18 protein-coding genes are annotated in these 20096 nt (G+C 30.1%); 10 read left to right on the forward strand and 8 right to left on the reverse strand.

Features of this window, described 5'->3' with window-relative positions; genetic code table 11:
• Positions 1–59 precede the first annotated feature (59 nt).
• Positions 60–308, reverse strand: coding sequence for a hypothetical protein (locus ABNT61_RS11775; protein WP_348743357.1), 249 nt, complete (start codon positions 306–308; stop codon positions 60–62).
• A 185-nt stretch (positions 309–493) separates the two neighbouring features.
• Between ABNT61_RS11775 and ABNT61_RS11780 the strand changes: the two genes are divergently transcribed.
• The 5 genes from ABNT61_RS11780 (at position 494) to ABNT61_RS11800 (ending at position 8686) form a co-directional block, all read left to right on the forward strand.
• Positions 494–3910, forward strand: coding sequence for a DUF4175 family protein (locus tag ABNT61_RS11780; protein WP_348743358.1), 3417 nt, complete (start codon positions 494–496; stop codon positions 3908–3910).
• A 13-nt stretch (positions 3911–3923) separates the two neighbouring features.
• On the forward strand, positions 3924–5342 hold the full coding sequence (locus ABNT61_RS11785) for a hypothetical protein (protein WP_348743359.1): 1419 nt from the start codon (positions 3924–3926) through the stop codon (positions 5340–5342).
• Entirely contained in the window at positions 5342–5755 is a 414-nt protein-coding gene (gene ybeY, locus ABNT61_RS11790) for an rRNA maturation RNase YbeY (protein ID WP_348743360.1), read from the forward strand. Before ABNT61_RS11785 ends, ybeY begins: the two co-directional genes overlap by 1 nt.
• 55 nt (positions 5756–5810) lie before the next feature.
• Positions 5811–7688: a tRNA uridine-5-carboxymethylaminomethyl(34) synthesis enzyme MnmG gene (gene mnmG / locus ABNT61_RS11795; protein ID WP_348743361.1), complete on the forward strand. Its 1878-nt coding sequence runs from the start codon at positions 5811–5813 to the stop codon at positions 7686–7688.
• 107 nt (positions 7689–7795) lie between these two features.
• Positions 7796–8686: a class I SAM-dependent methyltransferase gene (locus ABNT61_RS11800; protein ID WP_348743362.1), complete on the forward strand. Its 891-nt coding sequence runs from the start codon at positions 7796–7798 to the stop codon at positions 8684–8686.
• 129 nt (positions 8687–8815) lie between these two features.
• Here the strand turns inward: ABNT61_RS11800 and ABNT61_RS11805 are convergent, their stop codons facing one another.
• Entirely contained in the window at positions 8816–9214 is a 399-nt protein-coding gene (locus ABNT61_RS11805; RefSeq protein WP_348743363.1) for a DoxX family protein, read from the reverse strand.
• A 118-nt stretch (positions 9215–9332) separates the two neighbouring features.
• Here ABNT61_RS11805 and ABNT61_RS11810 point away from each other — a divergent pair, with 118 nt between their 5' ends.
• Positions 9333–10265: an SPFH domain-containing protein gene (locus tag ABNT61_RS11810; RefSeq protein ID WP_348710815.1), complete on the forward strand. Its 933-nt coding sequence runs from the start codon at positions 9333–9335 to the stop codon at positions 10263–10265.
• 55 nt (positions 10266–10320) lie between these two features.
• Here ABNT61_RS11810 and tatA read toward each other — a convergent pair whose 3' ends face one another.
• Genes tatA through rnr form a run of 4 tightly spaced genes read right to left on the reverse strand, consistent with a single transcriptional unit; the run spans position 10321 to position 14109 of the window.
• Positions 10321–10500 (reverse strand): twin-arginine translocase TatA/TatE family subunit, encoded by a 180-nt coding sequence (tatA, locus tag ABNT61_RS11815; protein ID WP_348710814.1) that lies wholly within the window; start codon positions 10498–10500, stop codon positions 10321–10323.
• 35 nt (positions 10501–10535) lie between these two features.
• Positions 10536–11213, reverse strand: a complete 678-nt coding sequence (locus tag ABNT61_RS11820) for a head GIN domain-containing protein (protein ID WP_348743364.1) — start codon at positions 11211–11213, stop codon at positions 10536–10538.
• A 60-nt stretch (positions 11214–11273) separates the two neighbouring features.
• On the reverse strand, positions 11274–11891 hold the full coding sequence (locus ABNT61_RS11825; RefSeq protein WP_348743365.1) for a hypothetical protein: 618 nt from the start codon (positions 11889–11891) through the stop codon (positions 11274–11276).
• A 19-nt stretch (positions 11892–11910) separates the two neighbouring features.
• Positions 11911–14109 (reverse strand): ribonuclease R, encoded by a 2199-nt coding sequence (rnr, locus tag ABNT61_RS11830; protein ID WP_348743366.1) that lies wholly within the window; start codon positions 14107–14109, stop codon positions 11911–11913.
• 118 nt (positions 14110–14227) lie between these two features.
• Here rnr and ABNT61_RS11835 point away from each other — a divergent pair, with 118 nt between their 5' ends.
• The 3 genes from ABNT61_RS11835 (at position 14228) to ABNT61_RS11845 (ending at position 17002) form a co-directional block, all read left to right on the forward strand.
• The gene (locus ABNT61_RS11835) at positions 14228–15139 is read left to right on the forward strand and encodes a diacylglycerol kinase family protein (RefSeq protein ID WP_348743367.1); all 912 of its coding nucleotides are present in this window, start codon (positions 14228–14230) and stop codon (positions 15137–15139) included.
• A gap of 978 nt (positions 15140–16117) precedes the next feature.
• Positions 16118–16549 (forward strand): ribose 5-phosphate isomerase B, encoded by a 432-nt coding sequence (gene rpiB, locus ABNT61_RS11840; protein ID WP_348710809.1) that lies wholly within the window; start codon positions 16118–16120, stop codon positions 16547–16549.
• Positions 16550–16552: 3 nt separating this feature from the next.
• Positions 16553–17002, forward strand: coding sequence for a GNAT family N-acetyltransferase (locus ABNT61_RS11845; protein ID WP_348743368.1), 450 nt, complete (start codon positions 16553–16555; stop codon positions 17000–17002).
• Here ABNT61_RS11845 and ABNT61_RS11850 read toward each other — a convergent pair.
• Positions 16995–17579, reverse strand: a complete 585-nt coding sequence (locus tag ABNT61_RS11850; protein WP_348743369.1) for a pseudouridine synthase — start codon at positions 17577–17579, stop codon at positions 16995–16997. The genes ABNT61_RS11845 and ABNT61_RS11850 overlap by 8 nt on opposite strands.
• Positions 17580–17623: 44 nt before the next feature.
• Positions 17624–18739: a T9SS type B sorting domain-containing protein gene (locus tag ABNT61_RS11855; protein WP_348743370.1), complete on the reverse strand. Its 1116-nt coding sequence runs from the start codon at positions 18737–18739 to the stop codon at positions 17624–17626.
• Positions 18740–19020: 281 nt separating this feature from the next.
• On the opposite strand from ABNT61_RS11855, the gene recA reads away from it, so the two are divergent.
• Positions 19021–20028 carry a recombinase RecA gene (gene recA, locus ABNT61_RS11860; protein WP_100926370.1) on the forward strand — a complete coding sequence of 336 codons (1008 nt, stop codon included), beginning with the start codon at positions 19021–19023 and terminating at the stop codon, positions 20026–20028.
• The last annotated feature ends 68 nt before the right edge of the window (positions 20029–20096 follow it).

Consider the following 20096-nt stretch of genomic DNA (forward strand, 5'->3'; position numbering starts at 1 on the left):
AAAAAAAGCTGTCCTTAATTGGACAGCTTAATGTTTTCTCTACATTAACACATGAAATCTTAGTTAAAAGATCCTATACAACATTGACCGTTGCGCACAGTACCAATACAATCTTGACCAGTAGGTGTGGCGATTGCACATGGACCACCTTCTCTTCCAACAAATCCGCCACCAATATCACCAGGATAATATGAATGACACCCGGTAATTAAGCAATTATTGCTTCCCCAGATTCCTCCATTGATGCTTTTTTGATCTTCTTTTGATAAAATTTTAGTGTTTGTAATGTTTGATAATTTGGTTTTCATAATCTTTAGATTTTTACGATTAATATGATATTCGGGGTTGTTACAATACTAACGAATTGTCGGGTAAAATGTTATAAGTATTTGTTTTTTAGGGATTTTTTAACAAATCTCTAGTCTTTTTAACTGTTACCACATAAACTGAAGTTCTTTTAATTACTTAATTTTACAGTAATAAGGTATTTTTTATGGCTAATTTTTCTTTGATAGAACAGAAACTTCAACAGTTTAGTAAAAAGTTTTACACTAATGAACTCATAAGAGGTAGCATTTTATTTGCTTCTTTAGGTTTACTCTATTTATTCATCATTCTTCTTGTTGAATATTTTCTTTGGTTAGAACCGAAAGCAAGAACTTTACTATTCTGGTTATTCATTCTTGTAGAAATCACTCTTTTAGTACGATTTATTCTATTCCCGTTATTCAAAATACTTGGTTTAAGAACGGGAATTTCTAAAGAAGAAGCTTCTAAAATTATTGGAGAACACTTTCCTGAAGTTAAAGATAAATTACTGAATATCATACAGTTAAAAGAAAATAATAGTAAATCAGAACTACTATTAGCTAGTATCCAACAGAAAGCAGATCAACTAGAACCTATACCTTTTTCTAAAGCCATAAACTTCTCTGTTAACGTAAAATATTTAAAATATTTAGCCATTCCAATACTTATTTGGGTTGCCACTTTAGCAACCGGAAATTCCAATAAATTAAATCAGAGTTTTAATAGAGTTGTTAACCATAATTTAGCTTATCAACCTCCAGCTCCTTTTAGTTTTAACTTAACAACACCGCAATTAGAAGTAATTCAAGGTAAACCATTAACAATTTACATAGAAACGAAAGGTGAAGTTTTACCAGATGAAGCAAAAATTTACTACAACAACGAAGAATATTTTCTAGATAACAACGGAGGCGGACTTTTTTCATACACCTTTGAAGAAATTAATGACCCAATTTCATTTTACGTACAAGCAAATGAAGTAAAATCACTCAATTATCAAATTGATATTATAGAAACTCCAAGTATTCAAAATATCAGTATCCAAGTGAATTATCCGAGTTATTTGCGTAAGAAAAATGAAATTCTTCCAAATGCTACAAATATGACTGTTCCACAAGGAACATCTTTAAAATGGATAGTCTCAACACTTCAAACTGATTCCGTAAGTTACTCAGATAAAGATAATTACACAACAAAAAAGTTTAATAAAGAAGAAGATAATCGTTTTAGTTTTCAGAAAAGAATATTGAAGAATACCAACTATGCTATCAGTACTTCAAATAAAAAACTCAAAGATTACGAAAAGCTTGAATTTTCAATCAATACGATTCGTGATGAATCTCCGACAATATCAGTAAAATCAAATATCGATAGCATTTCTAGAGGACCAGCCTATTTTGCAGGTCAGATTTCCGACGATTATGGGTTTTCTAAGTTAGAAATGGTGTATTACGATATTCAAAACCCAAATAAGCAATATTCCAAAAGGATTTCTATTACAAAAGAACCAGTTCAAAGTTTCTTTTCTTCTTTTCCAGATGATTTAAATCTACAAGAAGGAATTGATTATGAAATTTTCTTCAGAATTTTTGATAATGATGGTATCAATGGTAGTAAAAAAGCATTAAGTAGAAAATTCTCTTATCGTAAGAAAACAGAAGAAGAAGTAGAAAATGAATTACTACAAGAACAACAAAACTATTTAGAGAACATTCAGAACTCTATAGACAATCAACAAAAAAACAAACAAGAATTAGAAAAATTACAGTTCGATCTTCAAAATAAGAAGAACATGAATTGGAATGATCAGAAAAAAGTTGAGAATTTAATCAAGCGTCAAGAGCAGTACAAGAAGATGATGGAACGACAAACGGATAAATTACAAGAGAATTTTTCTGAGAAAAAGGAAGAAAATGAAAGTTTACAGCAGAAAAAGGAACAACTACAGAAAAGAATAGAAGAATTAAAAAAATTAGAGAAACAAAAGAAACTTCTTGATGAAATCAAGAAAATGGCTGAAAAGCTGAATAAAGAAGATCTTTTGAAAAAAAGTAAAGAATTAGCTCAACAAAATAAGCAGCAAGAAAAGAGTTTAGAACGTGTACTTGAATTAGCTAAACGCTATTATGTTGAACAAAAAATGAATCAGATTTCTGAGAAATTAAATGAACTTTCAAAAAAGCAAGACGATCTTGCAGAACAAAAGAAATCCGACGAAAACAAAAATCAAGAAAATAAAGATGATAAAAAGGAAAGTGATAAGGAAAATGGAGAAGAAGCTAAAAAAGATGCAAAAGATAAAGATAGTTTAGAAGAACAAAAGAAAGCTCAGGACGAAATAAAAAAAGAGTTTGAAAAAATTAAAAAAGATCTTGATGGCTTAAAAAAAGAGAATGAAAAACTAAAACAACCTATGGATATTCCTAAAATGGATGATTTAGAAAAAGAAACTGAAGAAGAATTAAATAAAGCTGAAGAGAATTTACAAAAACAAGACAGTAAAAAGGCAAAACAAAATCAGAAGAAAGCTTCTCAAAACATGCAAAAAATGAGTCAGAAAATGCAACAGAATATGCAAATGATGAGTAGTGCTATGCAAGAAGAGAACATGGAAGATTTGAGAAGTGTTGTCGAAAATTTAATTACGTTCTCTTTTGATCAAGAAACATTAATGGATTGGTATAGTAAATCAAGCTCTTCTCATCCAGAGTTTGGAGAGAAAATTCGAAAGCAAAATCAACTTAAAACATATTTCGAGCATATAGATGATAGTTTATATGTTTTGTCTATGCGTGTTCCAGAAATTAGTTCCAAGATTCAAGAACATTTAGCAACGGCACATTATAACTTAGATTTAAGTTTAGAAAATTTCTCTGAAAGTAGATTCAGAAGAGGAACATCTAATCAGCGTTATGTTATGACAGCTACCAACGAATTGGTAAATATGTTAAGTAATACTTTAGATGCGATGCAAAACCCTCAACCAGGAAGTGGATCTGGAAAAGGTAAAAAAGGAGAATCATTTAGTTTACCAGATATCATTCAACAACAAAAAGGACTTTCTAAACAAATGAAGCAAGGAATGCAGAAAAAAGGTCAGCAAGGTAAACCAGATAAAGAGAAAGATGGTAAAAAAGGAAAGCAAGAAGGACAACAAGGTAAACAAGGACAAGGAAATCCTAATGAGGATTTAGATGGAGACTTATATCAAATTTACAAGGAGCAAGCCAAATTAAGACAACAGTTAGAAAACGCTATTAAAGAAGGAGGAATAAAAGATGGAAATGCTAAGAAAGCATTGAAAGAAATGGAGCAATTAGAGAATCAAATTTTAGAAAGAGGATTTGATCAAAATACGCTGCAAAGAATGCAAAAATTAAACTACGAATTACTGAAGTTAGATAAAGCCACATTTGAACAAGGAAAGGAAAAGAAAAGAAAATCGAACACTAATATCATTGATTATAATAAAAACAGAGCTAAAGAACTTCAATTCAAAAAGCTTTACTACAACCAAACTGAAATATTGAATAGACAATCGCTACCTTTGCGCCAGGATTACAAAAAGAAAGTCCAACAATATTTTAATAACAACAAGTAATTTAAATTAATCAATGATCAAGAATTTTTTTGTGCTTGTGCTTACTTTTTTAAGCACAGCACTCATTGCTAATGAAAACCTAACTGAAACAATTAAACTGGAGAAACACTACAAAGTAGAAAACACCTTTTCGGGCGACTTATACGAAAATACATCTTTCCACTTTATCTTCGCTAAAAACAAAAAAACTAAAGAAAAAGAAATCCTCGGGTATCTATATAACGGGGCCCAGGTAGAAAAACTAGAAAACATTTCTAGTAAAAAAGAATTATCAATTATATCATTTCACAGTACTACTTCACACTTAACAGTTCTATTCTCATATAAAGAAAAGAAAAATGAATTTCTTAAAAGAGTAGTGTATGATTTATCTACTAAGAAAATTACCGAAAACGAATCTTCATCAAATGAAGACATGGAAGCTTCCTTTAGAACTAAAAATAAATCTGTCTTAATATTTAAGAATGATGATAAACTATTTTTTAAATCTTTTACAGAAGATAAAAAAGCTAAAGAAAGTTCATATACTTTTAAAGATGATAAAGATCCTATCAAAATCTTTTTTGAAGACAATCACATTTCTACGATTAAAACTGATGAGTTTGTTGCAAACGGATCAACTTCTGAACTAAAAGCATATTTAGAAAATGATAAAATCATCTTTACGAAAGAAGATGAGAAGCAAAACAAATGCTCTGTTTTAGCTTTATCACTTTCCGAAGAGACGATTATTCCACAGCCGATTTTAAATTTTACAAATACAAGTCCTAATAAGAAATTCAAGAAAACAGTATCTTATTATAGTAATGGTAAACTATTTTTAGTCTCACTTAGTAAAAAAATGGGTGGACTTAAAATATTTGATATCGCAAAGAACCAAGAATTAAATTCGATTGCTTTTGATCAAAACTTGGTTTCGCAGCTTAAAACAAGTACAGCATTTGACGGAATAGAAAAATTTTTAAAGAACGCTGGGAAAAACAAATACAATCCTACAGTAACAGTAAACAAAACTACATCCGATAAACTAGTTATCCGTATGGATTATGTTGATGTGAATTATGGATATAAATACAATTGGTGGTGGCATCATCAACAATTCTTTATGTGGCAACAACAATTCTATATGCAACAAATGCAAATGAATATGCCTTCTGGTTTTGGACCAAGTCAACCAGAATACTTTTTTCCATCTATAACGAAAGATGAGAAGCATTACTTTGAACTTCTAATTGATTTAAATGGTAAACTATTAAACGAAGAATTACCTAGAACAATGTATAATGAAGTAGACAAAAAACAATTCGTAGATACTTTAGAAAAGATAAAAAGTATAAAACATGAATCTAGTTGCTTTTTAAAAGATTCTTTTCGCTACATTGGATATTCTAAAAAACTAAAGTCATTCATATTTCAAACAAATAAAATTTAATGATAGCTTTTAATTACGAAACAGAATTCAACTTAGATAATGAAGAAGGTACATCAAAATGGATTATTGATTGTACTGAGGATGGTGGATTTGAAGTAGGGGAACTTAACTATATATTTTGTGATGATGATTATTTACACAAAATCAATGTAGAGTTTTTACAGCACAATACATTAACTGATATTATCAGTTTCGATTATACAATGGGAAAACTAATAAGCGGAGATATTTTCATCTCTGTTCCTAGAGTAAAAGAAAACGCGGATAAATTTAACGTCTCCTTTAAAGAAGAATTACATCGCGTAATAATTCATGGAGTTTTGCACTATATGGGTTATAAAGATAAAACCGATGATGAAAAACAATTAATGAGAGACAAAGAAAATAGTTGTTTAAAAACCTTAAATTTGTAGTCTGTTCCACGTGGAACAGACTTTTTTATTTTATAAAATCTAGTATATATTAAGAATGAGTTTATTCACAACAACGTATGATGTTATCGTAGTAGGAGGAGGACATGCTGGAAGTGAAGCCGCAGCTGCGAGTGCAAACATGGGAGCACGAACATTATTAATAACAATGAACTTGCAGAATATTGCACAAATGAGTTGTAACCCTGCTATGGGAGGAATTGCTAAAGGTCAAATTGTTAGAGAAATTGATGCATTAGGAGGATATAGTGCAATAGTTACAGACAAGACTGCTATCCAATTTAAGATGCTCAATAAATCAAAAGGACCTGCAATGTGGAGTCCAAGAGCACAATCTGATCGCATGCAGTTCGCAGAATGTTGGAGAACATTATTAGAACAAACAGATAATCTTGATTTCTATCAAGACTCTGTTAATGGATTAATTTTTGAAGGCGATACTATCACAGGTGTTAAAACCAATCTAGGTTTAGAAATAAAAGCTAAGACAGTAATTGTTACAGCAGGAACATTTTTAAATGGTTTAATTCATATTGGTGAAAAAACTTTTGGTGGAGGAAGAGCAGGAGAAGGAGCATCAACTGGAATTACAGAAGACTTAGTAGAAAAAGGTTTTGAATCTGGTAGAATGAAAACAGGAACACCTCCAAGAGTTGATGGAAGATCACTAGATTATTCTAAAATGACCGAGCAACCTGGTGATGAAAATCCAGAAAAATTCTCTTACTTACCAACAACCAAATCTCTTACAGAACAACGTTCTTGCTACTTAACTTATACAAATCAAACAACACATGATTTACTAAGAGAAGGGTTTGATAGATCTCCAATGTTCAACGGAAGAATCAAATCAACAGGACCAAGATATTGTCCATCTGTAGAAGATAAGATTAATCGTTTCGCAGAAAAAGATAGACATCAAATCTTTGTTGAACCTGAAGGATGGAACACAGTTGAAATTTACGTAAATGGATTTTCAACATCATTACCTGAAGATATTCAAGACAAAGCAATTCGTTCGATACCTGGATTCGAAAACGTGAAATTCTTCAGATATGGATATGCTATCGAGTATGATTATTTTCCACCAACACAGTTAAAACATTCCTTAGAAACCAAGTTAATTAATAATTTATTCTTCGCTGGACAAATTAATGGAACAACAGGTTATGAAGAAGCAGCTGCACAAGGTTTAATGGCCGGTGTAAATGCAGCTTTAAAAACTCAAAATAAAGAACCGTTTATCCTAAAAAGAAGTGAAGCTTATATCGGAGTTTTAATTGACGACTTAATCACAAAAGGGACTGAAGAACCATATCGTATGTTTACTTCAAGAGCCGAATATAGAACTTTATTAAGACAGGATAACGCTGACTTAAGATTAACTCCAAAGTCATATAAATTAGGTTTAGCTTCAAAAGAACGCATGGACAGGGTAGAAGCTAAAAAAGAAAAAACAGAATTATTAATTAATTATTTAAAGAATCTTAGCGTTACTAAAGAGGACATAAATCCAATCTTAATTAATAAAAATCTTTCACCGATTAATCAATCGATGAAGTTATACAAGATTGCAGCAAGACCTCAATTAGCTTTTAATGATTTCTTATCTATAGAAAAACTAAACGACTTTATTTATACTAATAACATCGATCAAGAAATAATAGAGCAGGTTGAAATTCATCTAAAATATTCTGGATACATAGAAAAGGAGAAGAGCAACGCTGATAAATTAAATAGATTAGAAAACGTTCCAATTCCTTCGAACTTTGATTACACCAAAGTAAAATCACTTTCATACGAAGCGAGGGAAAAACTCACTAAAATAAAACCGACTAGCATTTCGCAAGCAAGTCGAATCAGCGGAGTTTCACCCAGTGATGTTTCCGTTCTTCTCGTATACATGGGGAGATAAAAAAGACACCAAAAAAAACGTTCCATGTGGAACGTTTTTTTTATTTTCACTCCAAAATAAACTATGTTCCACATGGAACAAATCAATCTAAAACCTTAAATTGTTCCATGTGGAACATAAATAAAATTATATTGACACATCCAGAATTACTTAAAAATTCAACCGAATTATATCTCCAAACAAAAGACCATTCTCTAACTAAAGAAGAATTCTCTCTTATCCTTAATAAGGAATTCGATCTTTTAATTACACAACCTTTACCAGAACGTTTAGAAAAATATTATGAATTTGACGAGTACATTTCTCACACAGATAATAACAAATCTCTAATTGATAAAGTATATCAATTAGTCAGAAATTACACATTAAAAAAGAAACTTAAATTAATCAATTCTCAAAATACCGATACCAAAAATATCCTAGACATCGGATGTGGTACTGGGGACTTTTTATCAACCTGTTCAAAAAATAAATGGAAGACCATTGGAGTAGAACCAAATCAAAAAGCTCGTGATATATCAATAACTAAAAACTTAGTTGTAAAAGAAAAATTAGAAGAGATAATTGAAATTGGAGAACAATATGATATCATAACCTTGTGGCATGTGCTTGAACATGTACCTAACTTAATAGAATATATTGACCAATTGACACGTCTACTAAAAGATAATGGTACTCTCATTATTGCAGTTCCAAATTACAAAAGTTTCGACGCACAACATTATCACACGAATTGGGCAGCTTATGATGTTCCACGTCACCTTTGGCATTTTTCTAAAACTAGTATTCAAAAATTATTTTTTGCATTTGACATTAATCTTGTAGAAACTTTACCAATGAAATTTGATTCGTTTTATGTTTCACTTCTTTCTGAAAAATATAAAACAGGAAAAATGAATCCAATTACAGCCTTTTATATTGGTTTAAAATCAAATTTAAAAGCTCGTAAAACTAAAGAGTACTCATCTCACATATATTTACTAAAAAAAGCTATTTAATAGTATTTAATCAATTAATAAACTATTTCTATAATATCTACTTACTAAAAAATAAAAACCCTTTAAAACGTAAAATTTAAAGGGTTTATTAATAAATATAATTAATACTTTTAAATATTATTATATATTTTATCTATTTAATAAATATACTCCAAAAATAGAAATCATAAAGTAAACTGCTAACGTCATCGCTCCTGCATAATCTTTTGCCAAACGTTGACCCACTAATAAAAATACCAGACATAAAGCTGACAACTCAACTCCTAATAAAGCTAAATTAGTTTCTCCGGTTGTAGCTAATTGAAATACTCCAACAAACATTAAAGCACCAGCCATTAATTCTAAAATTAGAATAACAGCCAATAATGGTGATACCATATTTTTTAATGGTGAATTCTTAAAATGATCTTTTATGAAGGCTAAGTTACCTTTCCAATCTGTAACCTTATCAACACCCGATTGTAAAAATGTTACAATCAAAAAAAGTAATAATAAAATTTCAGTTGCATTCTTTTGTATAAGTTCCATATAGTCGATTTAGTTTTAGTAAAATTAGCACTATTTGTAACAATTCAAAAAAATTGCGTCATATAAGTAACTATTAATAGTATATTTATATACAAATCAACATTAAAAAAATTAAACTATGTATTTTCTACCATTAATTATTTTCCTATCGATTATAATTTTAATCTCTGCCGTTTTCATTGTAAAACAGCAAACTGCAGCAATTATAGAACGATTTGGTCGCTTTCAAAGTATTCGTCATTCTGGACTACAATTTAAGATTCCATTAGTTGATAGAATTGCGGGAAAATTAAGCTTAAAAATTCAACAGTTAGATGTACTTGTTGAAACAAAAACTTTAGATGATGTATTTGTTCGTTTAAAAGTTTCTGTTCAATATAAAGTAATCAAAGATAAAGTATATGACGCTTTTTATAAATTAGATTATCCACATGATCAGATTACAAGTTATGTATTTGATGTAGTTCGTGCCGAAGTACCTAAAATGAAGTTAGATGATGTATTCGTTAAAAAAGATGACATCGCTATTGCTGTGAAATCTGAATTAAACGACGCCATGATTGAATATGGTTATGACATCATTAAAACGCTTGTAACAGACATTGATCCGGATTCTCAGGTAAAGGAAGCCATGAACAGAATTAACGCTGCAGAACGTGAGAAAATCGCTGCTCAATACGAAGGAGACGCTCAACGTATCTTGATTGTAGAAAAAGCAAAAGCTGAAGCTGAAAGTAAACGTTTACAAGGACAAGGTATCGCTGATCAAAGAAGAGAGATTGCAAGAGGTTTAGAAGAGTCTGTAGAAGTTTTAAATAAAGTTGGTATCAACAGTCAAGAAGCATCTGCATTAATCGTTGTAACGCAGCATTACGATACTTTACAGTCCATCGGTGAAGAAACAAATAGTAATTTAATATTATTACCTAATTCACCACAAGCCGGAAGTAATATGTTAAACGATATGGTTGCTAGTTTCGCGGCAAGTAATCAAATTGGAGAAGCAATGAAAAAGGCAAAAGACAAGAAGAAAAATGATGGTGAAGCATAATTCACCGTTTACTAAATAAACAAAAAATCCCGAGTAAATTACTCGGGATTTTTATTTATTCTTTATTTTCAGATGATTCTTCTTTTGTTGCATCTTTAAATTCTTTGATACCTGATCCTAATCCTTTCATTAGCTCAGGAATCTTCTTTCCACCAAATAATAAAAGTACTACAACCAATACAATTACGATCTGATATCCTCCTGGTATTCCTAATAATATAGTTAATGCATTCATGTTTCAATATTTTGAGCTACAAAGATAACAAAACTTTAGTTTCGTTGTTCAACTGTACCACCAATTACCTTTTTTTCACTAAAAAATTCTGGCTCTCCTTTATATAGAATTGTTCCGCCAAATGTTACCTTAGCTTCTAAGCTTTCTCCAGCTAGAATCTCAGCTTTTGAACCTGAGCCTGCTTTTACATTAGTTTGATTCTCTGTTTCTAGTTTATAACCGTGATATGTAGCACCTAAATCAAGTTTAACAGTTTCATTCTTTGTTTTTCCAGTAAGCTTTATTACTCCACCTGAAGAACCTTTTACTGTTAAATGTTTTGTGTTTACAACCATGTTAACAAATGCTCCTTCTTGGGCTTTTACTTCAACATGACCTTGATCCAAGTTCTTACAGGTTAGTGTTACACCTTCATTAGCATCAATTGTTGAAATGTCTTTATTAAAATAAAGTACAGCCTTAACTTTACCATCTGCAGTGGTCTCAGGAAAACGCATCATAATTTTTAGTGTTTTACCACTCTCTTTCACTTTAACCTTTTCCGCTTTTTCTCCAGTAATTATAAGTTCTTGTTTTTCAGATTGTACTAATTCTATGTCTATGCCGTTATAAACCTTTAAAACTTCAAAGTCTTTTAGACTCTTTGTAATAGTAGTTTGTGCATTACATATCAGTGTACATAAAAGTATTGGTATGTATAAAAAATGTTTCATTGGGTGATTATATTAATACTATCATAACTAGATTATATCTTAAAAAGTATATCCATTACGTTAAAATTTCATTTCTACAAAGTCCTTGATTTTGATAAGTTTACCTTGTTTTGGATTACGTACAATTTGTATAACTAAATACACAAAAAATACAACTACCAATCCACCAATAAGTAAACTTCCTGTAGAGCCCAGAAAATCTGCTATTCCAACAAATAGCTTCTTTATTAATCCTCTTCTACCGGATGTACTTACATGCTCTCCTCTTTCTAAACTTTTTGCTGTAGAAAACAATAATGCCGTAATTCCAGCAGCTACCAACGCAGCTATTCCAGGTGGTTGAATTTGTTTTAATAGAGAATAATCTTTTATCGCTACACCTTTCATACTGCTAATGAAATGTTCTTTCATTTTATTAAAAATATTCTCCTCTAGTTGTAGTTCAAATTCATCAACATCGTCATCTTTGAATACTATTTTAAATGAACTGTCTGAATCTATAAATATAAATTCTTTAACGTCTTCATAACGAATTGTTCTAACCTTAGTTAATTTTTTTTCCTCTAATAACTGATCAATATCTTCATCTTGAGATATCTCAGCCAATAAAATGGAATTTTCTTTAGGAATTAAATAGTTCTTTACTTCTTCCGTCTGGAAGATTATCCATTTTTTCATAGTCTTACTTTTTTTATGGTTAATGATTAATTAGTTCAAAATCTAAATGTTTACGCTCTAAATCAGTACTTTTCACTTTCACTGTAACTAAATCTCCTAACTGAATCATAGCATTTGTTGCTTGACCAACTACAGCGTATTGCTTTTCGTCAAATATATAATAGTCATCTTTAATATCACGAATTCTTACCATTCCTTCACACTTATTGGATAGAATTTCTACATAAATTCCCCATTCAGTAACTCCGGAAACAACACCTTCAAATTCTTCATTTTGATGATCTTGCATGAACTTAACTTGCATATATTTTATAGAATCTCTCTCTGCTTTCGAAGCTAACTCTTCCATTTTAGATGAATGTTTACAACGTTCTTCATATGGATCAACCTTTGGTGAAGCGCCTCCATCTAAATAATGCTGTAACAAACGATGCGTCATCACATCTGGATAACGACGAATTGGTGATGTAAAATGACTATAGTAATCAAAAGCTAAACCGTAATGACCAATATTTTGTGTAGTGTACTCTGCTTTACTCATAGAACGTATAGCAAGTGTTTCTACCATATTCGCCTCACCTTTACCATGTACATCTTTCAACAACTTGTTTAAAGATTCAGAAGTTGATTCTCTTGTTTGCGTGTCTATTTTATATCCGAACTTGCTTACAATATTTTGTAAAGCTGCTAACTTTTCAACATCAGGTTCGTCGTGTACACGATAGATAAATGTTTTATTAGTTGGCTTTCCAGCTTTACCTTTTCCAATAAATTGAGCAACCCTCTTATTAGCTAATAACATGAATTCTTCAATCAGTTTGTTAGCATCTTTGGATTCTTTAAAATAAACTCCAATAGGATTCGCTTGTTCATCTAAATTGAATCTCACTTCCACTTTATCAAATGAAATAGCACCAGATTTCATTCTACGCGAACGCATCTTTTTGGCTAATTCATCTAACTTTAAAACAGCTTGAACAATATCATCAGAAACTTCATATTCCTCACCTGATAATGATACAGCACTTGGAATTACATTCTTTTTAGTTTCAATGATAACTTGAGCTTCCTCATATGCGAATCTTTTGTCTGAATACGTCACAGTTCTACCAAACCATTGATCAACAATGTTAGCATTTTCATTAATTTCGAAAACCGCAGAGAATGTTAATTTCTCTTCATTCGGACGTAAAGAACAAACTCCATTAGATAACATTTCTGGTAACATAGGAACCACTCTATCCACTAAATACACAGATGTAGCTCTATCATAAGCTTCATCATCTAAGATTGTTTTCGGTTGAACATAATGCGATACATCTGCAATATGAATTCCTATTTCATAATTACCGTTTTCTAATACTTTGAAAGACAATGCATCATCAAAATCCTTTGCTGTTATTGGATCAATTGTAAACGTCAAATCCGTTCTCATATCACGTCGTTTACTAATCTCTTTAGCTGTAATTTCTATTGGTAACTTCTCTGCTTCTTGCTCTACTTCACTTGGAAATTCATATGGTAAACCATATTCTAATAAAATAGAATGAATTTCTGTATCATGATCTCCAGGCTTTCCAAGGCTTTCAACTATTTTTCCAAATGGATTTTTAGAATTATCTGGCCAATCTGTAATCTTTGCTAACACTTTATCACCATCTTTCGCTCCATTAATTTTTCCACGTGAAATAAAAATATCAGCATACATTTTCGCATTATCAGGAATAACAAAACCGAAGTTCTTACTCATTTGTAATGTTCCTACAAACTCCTGTTTAGCTCTTTCAATAACTTCAACTACGTCAGCCTCAAGTTTGTTTGACTTTCTTTTGTTGTAGACATAAACTCGTACCAAATCATTTTGTAATGACTTATTCAAGTTTACTGATGGTACAAAAATATCTTCCTCAAAATCCTCACATATAAAATAACCATTTCCATTACTGGTTAAATCCATGGTTCCAATGTGATATTTTCGAACTTCATTAATCTTATACTTTCCTTTTTCTATTTGTATAATTTTTGCATTAGCAGCTAATTCTCCTAACTTTCTTATAATCTGATTTTTACCTTCAGTATTATTTATTCCGTAACGATCTGCTATTTGTTTATAGGTAAAGCCTTTAGATGCATCTTCATTTAGTACTTTAAAAATCTTACGCGTAAGATCTTTAATTACTTTTCCCTTTTTCTTATATATTTTCTTTTTTTTAGGCATAAAAAACCGTGTTTGTTTTACAGAAAGCAAAGTACAAAGAAATTTAACTTTATAACCATTAAATAATTCTTATCAATACATTTTTGTACTTTACAACTGTACTACTTATTTATTTTTTATGGATTTAACTTGGTTTGTTATTATAAACCCTACCGCTGGAAATTATTCACCTACTGTTTTAAAACAAATTCAACATCATTTAAAAAATAATAACATAACATACTCTTATGCCGTAACAACACATGAGAAACATGAAATAGAATTAGTTCATGATTCTATTAAAAATGGAATTACAAATTTTATTTCTGTTGGTGGTGATGGAACACTTCATAATATTGTTAATGGAATAATGACACAAAATTTTGTTTCAACAAGTAAAATTAAAGTTGGTGTTATTCCTTATGGTACTGGTAATGATTGGGTTAAAACTTATAATATACCTAAAAATATTTCAGAAGCGATTTTAATTATTAAACAACAAAAAACTATTAGTCAAGATATTGGTTATTTAGAGTTAGAAAATAATTCAACCTTTTTCAATAATGTAGCTGGAATTGGTTACGATGGTTATGTTGTTAATAAACTAAATAAGTTAAAACGATTGGGTAGTGTTTCATATTTATTAAGCGGTTTGTATGGTATACTATTTTATAGAAAAACTTCTTTTCTAATAAAAATTAACAACCAAACTATAAAAACAAAATGTTTAATGACACTATTTGGTATTTGTAAATATTCAGGTGGTGGAATGAGATTAACCAATTACAAAGATTCTACAAATGGTTTATTAGACATTACTATAGCTAAAAACCTAAATTTTAAAGATTTAATTTTAAATATCAAAAAATTGTATGACGGTACTCTTATTAATCATAAAAAAGTTGAAGCTCTTGTATCTGACGAAATAATAGTAACACCAGAAACTACAGATCAAAAAGTATACGTACAAGCAGATGGAGAATTAATAGGAACAGGTACTGTAAAAGTGAAAATATTTAAGAATGCTATAACTTTTGTGGTAAAAAAATAGTCTGTTTTTCCAACGAAAGTTAAAAAAAACTTAAGAAAAATGTAACATCTCTTAAAATTTCTCGTCTTTACTATAAAGAAAGTCCTTTAATTTGAAAAACTTACGCAAAATAATCATCCTTTTTTTATTCATATTCCTAGCAGGAATAGTGGTTACCGCGTTGAGTATTAACACTACACTGAACAAAAAGGAACCTTCAAAAAACTTAAAAACCAAACAAGATACCGTTTACTTGATCAAAAAGAATAAGAAGTTAGCCTAACCATAAGAGAATAGACGGCTACACTATTAGAAATAAGATATAAGACTTTAGTTTCTGTTCTACATTAAAAATTCATTTTAGCTTTTCATAGTATATCAATTTAAATACGTCATTCCGATGAGGAACGAAGAAGGAATCTTACCTTTCTGAAAAATATCAAAACTTAAATTCTTTCTTCTCGTTTTTCACAGTTATCAACACTTTATATTATTATATATTTTCTTCTTTAAAATTTAAAAAAAGAAATGATTGTTATTATAGTGTGTTAATTTGTGGAATTGATTTTACTTTTAAAATTTTGATTTCTGATTTATTAAATATAATGAACAACTTATTCATATAAATACTTACTGAAAATCAAAAGATAAGTAAGGTTATTAACAATTTTTATTAACAAGAGTTCACGTAATTTTATGGAAAGTTAATTTTATGTTCACTGTAAATAAATTGTAAATTTTATGTTGATAAATGTTCATTAAAAACTTAAAAAAAAAGTTGCATAATTCATGTGGTCCGCTGTATTGTAAAAAAAACTGAGAAAGTCAAAAATTCTTTTTCTATTCTTTTGATTAGTTCTTAACAATTTGGAAATATAGGTTAATAGATTAGTATGTAGTAGTTTATCCTACTTTTCAAAAAAACGATTGTTAATTACTGTTGATAACCGTTAATAACTGTATTTTTGTGGCTAATAACACAACACAAATCAACACATTATGACAATAGCGATAGGAAATGACCACGCTGGAACAGAATACAAGTTCGAAATCATTAAACTTTTAGAGGAATTAGGTCATGAAGTTCTAAATTTTGGAACGGATGATTCTAATAGTATGGATTATCCTGATACCATTCACCCAACAGCTGATGCAGTAGAATCAGGAAAAGCTTCTTTAGGAATTATTTTATGTGGAAGTGGTAATGGTGCTCAAATGACTGCTAATAAACATCAAGGTATTAGAGCTGCTTTATGTTGGAATAATGAGTTGGTTGCTTTATCAAGACAACATAATAACGCTAATATATTAACGATTCCTGCTCGTTTTGTTTCTGTACAACAAGCATTAGGTTTTGTAAAGATTTTCCTTTCGACTGAATTTGAAGGAGGTCGTCACCAAAATAGAGTTTCTAAAATTGCTTGTTCATAACACATGGAATTTATAGTTAAATCTTTTGATCAACTAACTACTTCAGAATTGTATGCAGTTTTGCAATTACGTTCTGAAGTGTTTGTTGTTGAGCAAGATTGTGTATATCAAGATATTGATGGTAATGATCAAAAGGCAATTCATGTTTTAGGTTATAAAAACAATCAGTTAATTGCGTATACACGTTTATTTAAACCTGCTGATTATTATGAATATGCTAGTATTGGTAGAGTAATCGTAAAACAAGGAGAACGAAAATATGGTTACGGTCATGATTTGATCCGTTTTTCAATTAATACGGTTCAAAAAGAGTTTTCAACAAAAATGATTAAGATTGGTGCACAAACCTATTTAAGAAAGTTCTACGAATCACATGGTTTTCAAAAAGTTGGTGAAGATTATATTGAGGACGGAATTCCTCATATATATATGATTAGAGAGTATTTTATTTAACGCTCTCCATTAAATCTTCAACTTCCATTACTCCACCAGATTCTAAATTATTTAATAATACATTTCCAATTCTTACACGCACTAATCGTAATGTTGGGAAACCAACTGCTGAAGTCATTTTTCTAACTTGACGGTATTTTCCTTCTTGTAATGTGATAGATATCCATGATGTTGGTCCATGTCTATCATCTCTAATTTTCATTATTCGATCAGGAAAATTTGGTGTATCAATTATAGTTACTTTACAAGGTTTAGTTAAGTACTTTTCACCTTTTATTCCAATTTTTACGCCATTTCGTAATTGTTCTATTTCGTTCATTGTAATAGCTCCATCCAATTGAACGTAATATTCTTTTTCAACTTTACCTCTAGTGGTTATAAAGTCACTTACTTTTCCATCTGTAGTTAATAATAATAAGCCTTCAGATTTTACATCTAATCTTCCAATAGCCATTGTTCCTTCAGGAAAGTCGTGTAACTCTCCTAACATTTTTTTCTTCCTTTTAGTTTGATTATTAATAAATTGAGAAAGAAAACCGAAAGGCTTATGAATTATGAAATGTCGATGTTTCGTCATTAAAAAGTAATATTGTGGTCATAAAATATTGTGCAAGTATAAAACTACTTTCTCAATAATGAAAAACTACCAACCTTAGAAGTGTTGTCTTCAAAAATTACTTTATACCAATATGTATTCGATGGCATTTTTCGTCCATTAGACAAACCATCCCAACCTTCATCTTTCGGAATAGTAACCAATAAAGATCCAAAGCGATCGAATATGTGAATAGATTGTATAGGTAGGTCTGAACTTACTCTCCAGAAATCATTTATACCATCTTGGTTAGGTGTAAAAAATGAGGGAAAAGTTTGATTAATAGTAACCGTACATATAGTTACTTTAAAGCTTGTTTCTCTAAAGCAGTTTTCATCATCAGGATCAATATTATAAATAAATATTATTTGCGTTTCATTTATTATATCACCTGGGAATAATTGATCTCCTAAACCACCAGACAAAGTATAATAATTTCCATGAGTTAAACTTGGAAGTTCATAGGGTTCACAAATTTCAACATCTTCTAAAGTATCTATTTCCGTTCCACAAGTCAAGTTATAACATTCTCTCTCAGTTTCAACATAAAATGAAGTGGCATCTTTATTCGTCCAATTGGTATTGCTATAAGAAGCATCATCTACAAAAATACAAGTAAGATTAGGATTATTTCGAATTGTAATAGTCTCTATATTAGTATTGTTTTCATTTCTTAAGTCTACAAAATTTAAGTTGTTATTATCCAACTCAACTAATTTTAAAAACTCACTTCCACTTAGATCTAAACTTTGAATTTTATTATTATTAATAGTAATAAATTCGAGTAAAGGATTGTTAGTTGTATCTAATACTTCTATTTCATTATTATCAATAAAAAGGTTTTCAAGTCTAGTATTCCAAGTAACATCTAGTTTGGTAAGTTTATTATTTTCACAAGCTAAGGTTACTAATTTTGTTAAAGAAGAAACATCAAGTTCTGTTAAGTTGTTATTGTTTACTTGTAAATGTTCTAATGCTCTAAAATCTTCAATACCTGTTAAGTCGGAAATATTAAAATTGAGAATAAATAATTCATCAACATCTTTAATGTTATCTGTGGGAACAAAATCATCTAAAGGAGGTGTATCAAATCCTTGGTCAATAAGAACCTGCTCAAAATTATCGTCCGGAACGAAAGTCATACTTTGAGAATAAACTATTGAAATAAAAAAGAAAGATATGATACCCGTTATTTTCTTCACCTCAAAAAGAATAAGTTATCTAAGATAAGCATTTAAAAATTGCTTATTAAAAGCTTAGTCTCTAATTATGGTGAGAAATTACATTTTAGAGGTAAAATTTGTATTCAGAGAGAATTAAAATTGTTAATTACTTCTTTTCATTTTGAAATATTTGTACAAAAAATCATACACATTTTTCATAACTTAGCAGTTCTTATTTTGATAAATTTTTAGCATAACTTATGGCAGCAGATAAAGAAAAAGAAGCGAAATTAAAAGCGCTTCAACTTACTCTAGATAAATTAGATAAGTCTTACGGAAAAGGAACAGTAATGAAGTTGGGTGATAAAGTGATTGATGATGTAGATGCTATTTCTTCAGGATCTTTAGGATTAGATTTAGCCTTAGGAGTTGGAGGATATCCAAGGGGAAGAATCATTGAAATATACGGACCAGAATCTTCTGGTAAAACAACATTAACTTTACATGCAATTGCAGAAGCTCAAAAAGCAGGTGGAATTGCTGCTTTTATTGATGCAGAACACGCTTTTGATCGTTTTTATGCAGAAAGCTTAGGAATTGATGTAGATAACTTAATTATCTCTCAACCAGATCATGGAGAGCAAGCTTTAGAAATTGCAGATAACCTAATTCGTTCGGGTGCAATTGATATCGTAGTTGTCGATTCTGTTGCGGCATTAACTCCAAAATCTGAGATTGAAGGAGAAATGGGAGATTCTAAAATGGGATTACATGCACGTTTAATGTCTCAAGCATTACGTAAATTAACAGCTACAATTAGTAAAACAAATTGTACAGTAATTTTCATTAACCAGTTACGTGAAAAGATTGGTGTAATGTTCGGAAATCCTGAAACAACTACTGGTGGTAACGCTTTAAAATTCTACGCTTCTGTTCGTTTAGATATTCGTAGAAGAACTCAAATTAAAGACGGCGATCGTGTTATTGGTAACAGTACGAAAGTAAAAGTAGTTAAAAACAAAGTTGCTCCACCTTTCCAAACTGCTGAGTTTGATATTATGTATGGAGCTGGAGTTTCTAAAGTTGGAGAGATTTTAGATATCGGAGTTGAGTTAGGTATTGTTAAGAAAAGTGGATCTTGGTTTAGCTATGGAGACACTAAATTAGGTCAAGGTAGAGATGCAGTTAAAGGTCTAATTAAAGATAATCCTGAGTTAATGGAAGAACTAGAAACTAAAATTAAAGACGCTATTGAGAATCAAGAATAGTAAGATTTTCAAATACTCATAAATAAAAAGCAATTGAATTACTCAATTGCTTTTTTTGTATCTTAAAA

This window comes from Tenacibaculum sp. 190524A05c (assembly GCF_964036595.1).
Taxonomy (GTDB): Bacteria; Bacteroidota; Bacteroidia; order Flavobacteriales; family Flavobacteriaceae; genus Polaribacter; species Polaribacter platacis.

Excerpts from the sequence above, each read along its gene's own strand:
- ABNT61_RS11775 (WP_348743357.1), bottom strand. The coding sequence starts at position 308 with ATGAAAACCAAATTATCAAACATTACAAACACTAAAATTTTATCAAAA.
- ABNT61_RS11780 (WP_348743358.1), top strand. The coding sequence starts at position 494 with ATGGCTAATTTTTCTTTGATAGAACAGAAACTTCAACAGTTTAGTAAA.
- ABNT61_RS11785 (WP_348743359.1), top strand. The coding sequence starts at position 3,924 with ATGATCAAGAATTTTTTTGTGCTTGTGCTTACTTTTTTAAGCACAGCA.
- ybeY (WP_348743360.1), top strand. The coding sequence starts at position 5,342 with ATGATAGCTTTTAATTACGAAACAGAATTCAACTTAGATAATGAAGAA.
- mnmG (WP_348743361.1), top strand. The coding sequence starts at position 5,811 with ATGAGTTTATTCACAACAACGTATGATGTTATCGTAGTAGGAGGAGGA.
- ABNT61_RS11800 (WP_348743362.1), top strand. The coding sequence starts at position 7,796 with ATGTGGAACATAAATAAAATTATATTGACACATCCAGAATTACTTAAA.
- ABNT61_RS11805 (WP_348743363.1), bottom strand. The coding sequence starts at position 9,214 with ATGGAACTTATACAAAAGAATGCAACTGAAATTTTATTATTACTTTTT.
- ABNT61_RS11810 (WP_348710815.1), top strand. The coding sequence starts at position 9,333 with ATGTATTTTCTACCATTAATTATTTTCCTATCGATTATAATTTTAATC.
- tatA (WP_348710814.1), bottom strand. The coding sequence starts at position 10,500 with ATGAATGCATTAACTATATTATTAGGAATACCAGGAGGATATCAGATC.
- ABNT61_RS11820 (WP_348743364.1), bottom strand. The coding sequence starts at position 11,213 with ATGAAACATTTTTTATACATACCAATACTTTTATGTACACTGATATGT.
- ABNT61_RS11825 (WP_348743365.1), bottom strand. The coding sequence starts at position 11,891 with ATGAAAAAATGGATAATCTTCCAGACGGAAGAAGTAAAGAACTATTTA.
- rnr (WP_348743366.1), bottom strand. The coding sequence starts at position 14,109 with ATGCCTAAAAAAAAGAAAATATATAAGAAAAAGGGAAAAGTAATTAAA.
- ABNT61_RS11835 (WP_348743367.1), top strand. The coding sequence starts at position 14,228 with ATGGATTTAACTTGGTTTGTTATTATAAACCCTACCGCTGGAAATTAT.
- rpiB (WP_348710809.1), top strand. The coding sequence starts at position 16,118 with ATGACAATAGCGATAGGAAATGACCACGCTGGAACAGAATACAAGTTC.
- ABNT61_RS11845 (WP_348743368.1), top strand. The coding sequence starts at position 16,553 with ATGGAATTTATAGTTAAATCTTTTGATCAACTAACTACTTCAGAATTG.
- ABNT61_RS11850 (WP_348743369.1), bottom strand. The coding sequence starts at position 17,579 with ATGACGAAACATCGACATTTCATAATTCATAAGCCTTTCGGTTTTCTT.
- ABNT61_RS11855 (WP_348743370.1), bottom strand. The coding sequence starts at position 18,739 with ATGACTTTCGTTCCGGACGATAATTTTGAGCAGGTTCTTATTGACCAA.
- recA (WP_100926370.1), top strand. The coding sequence starts at position 19,021 with ATGGCAGCAGATAAAGAAAAAGAAGCGAAATTAAAAGCGCTTCAACTT.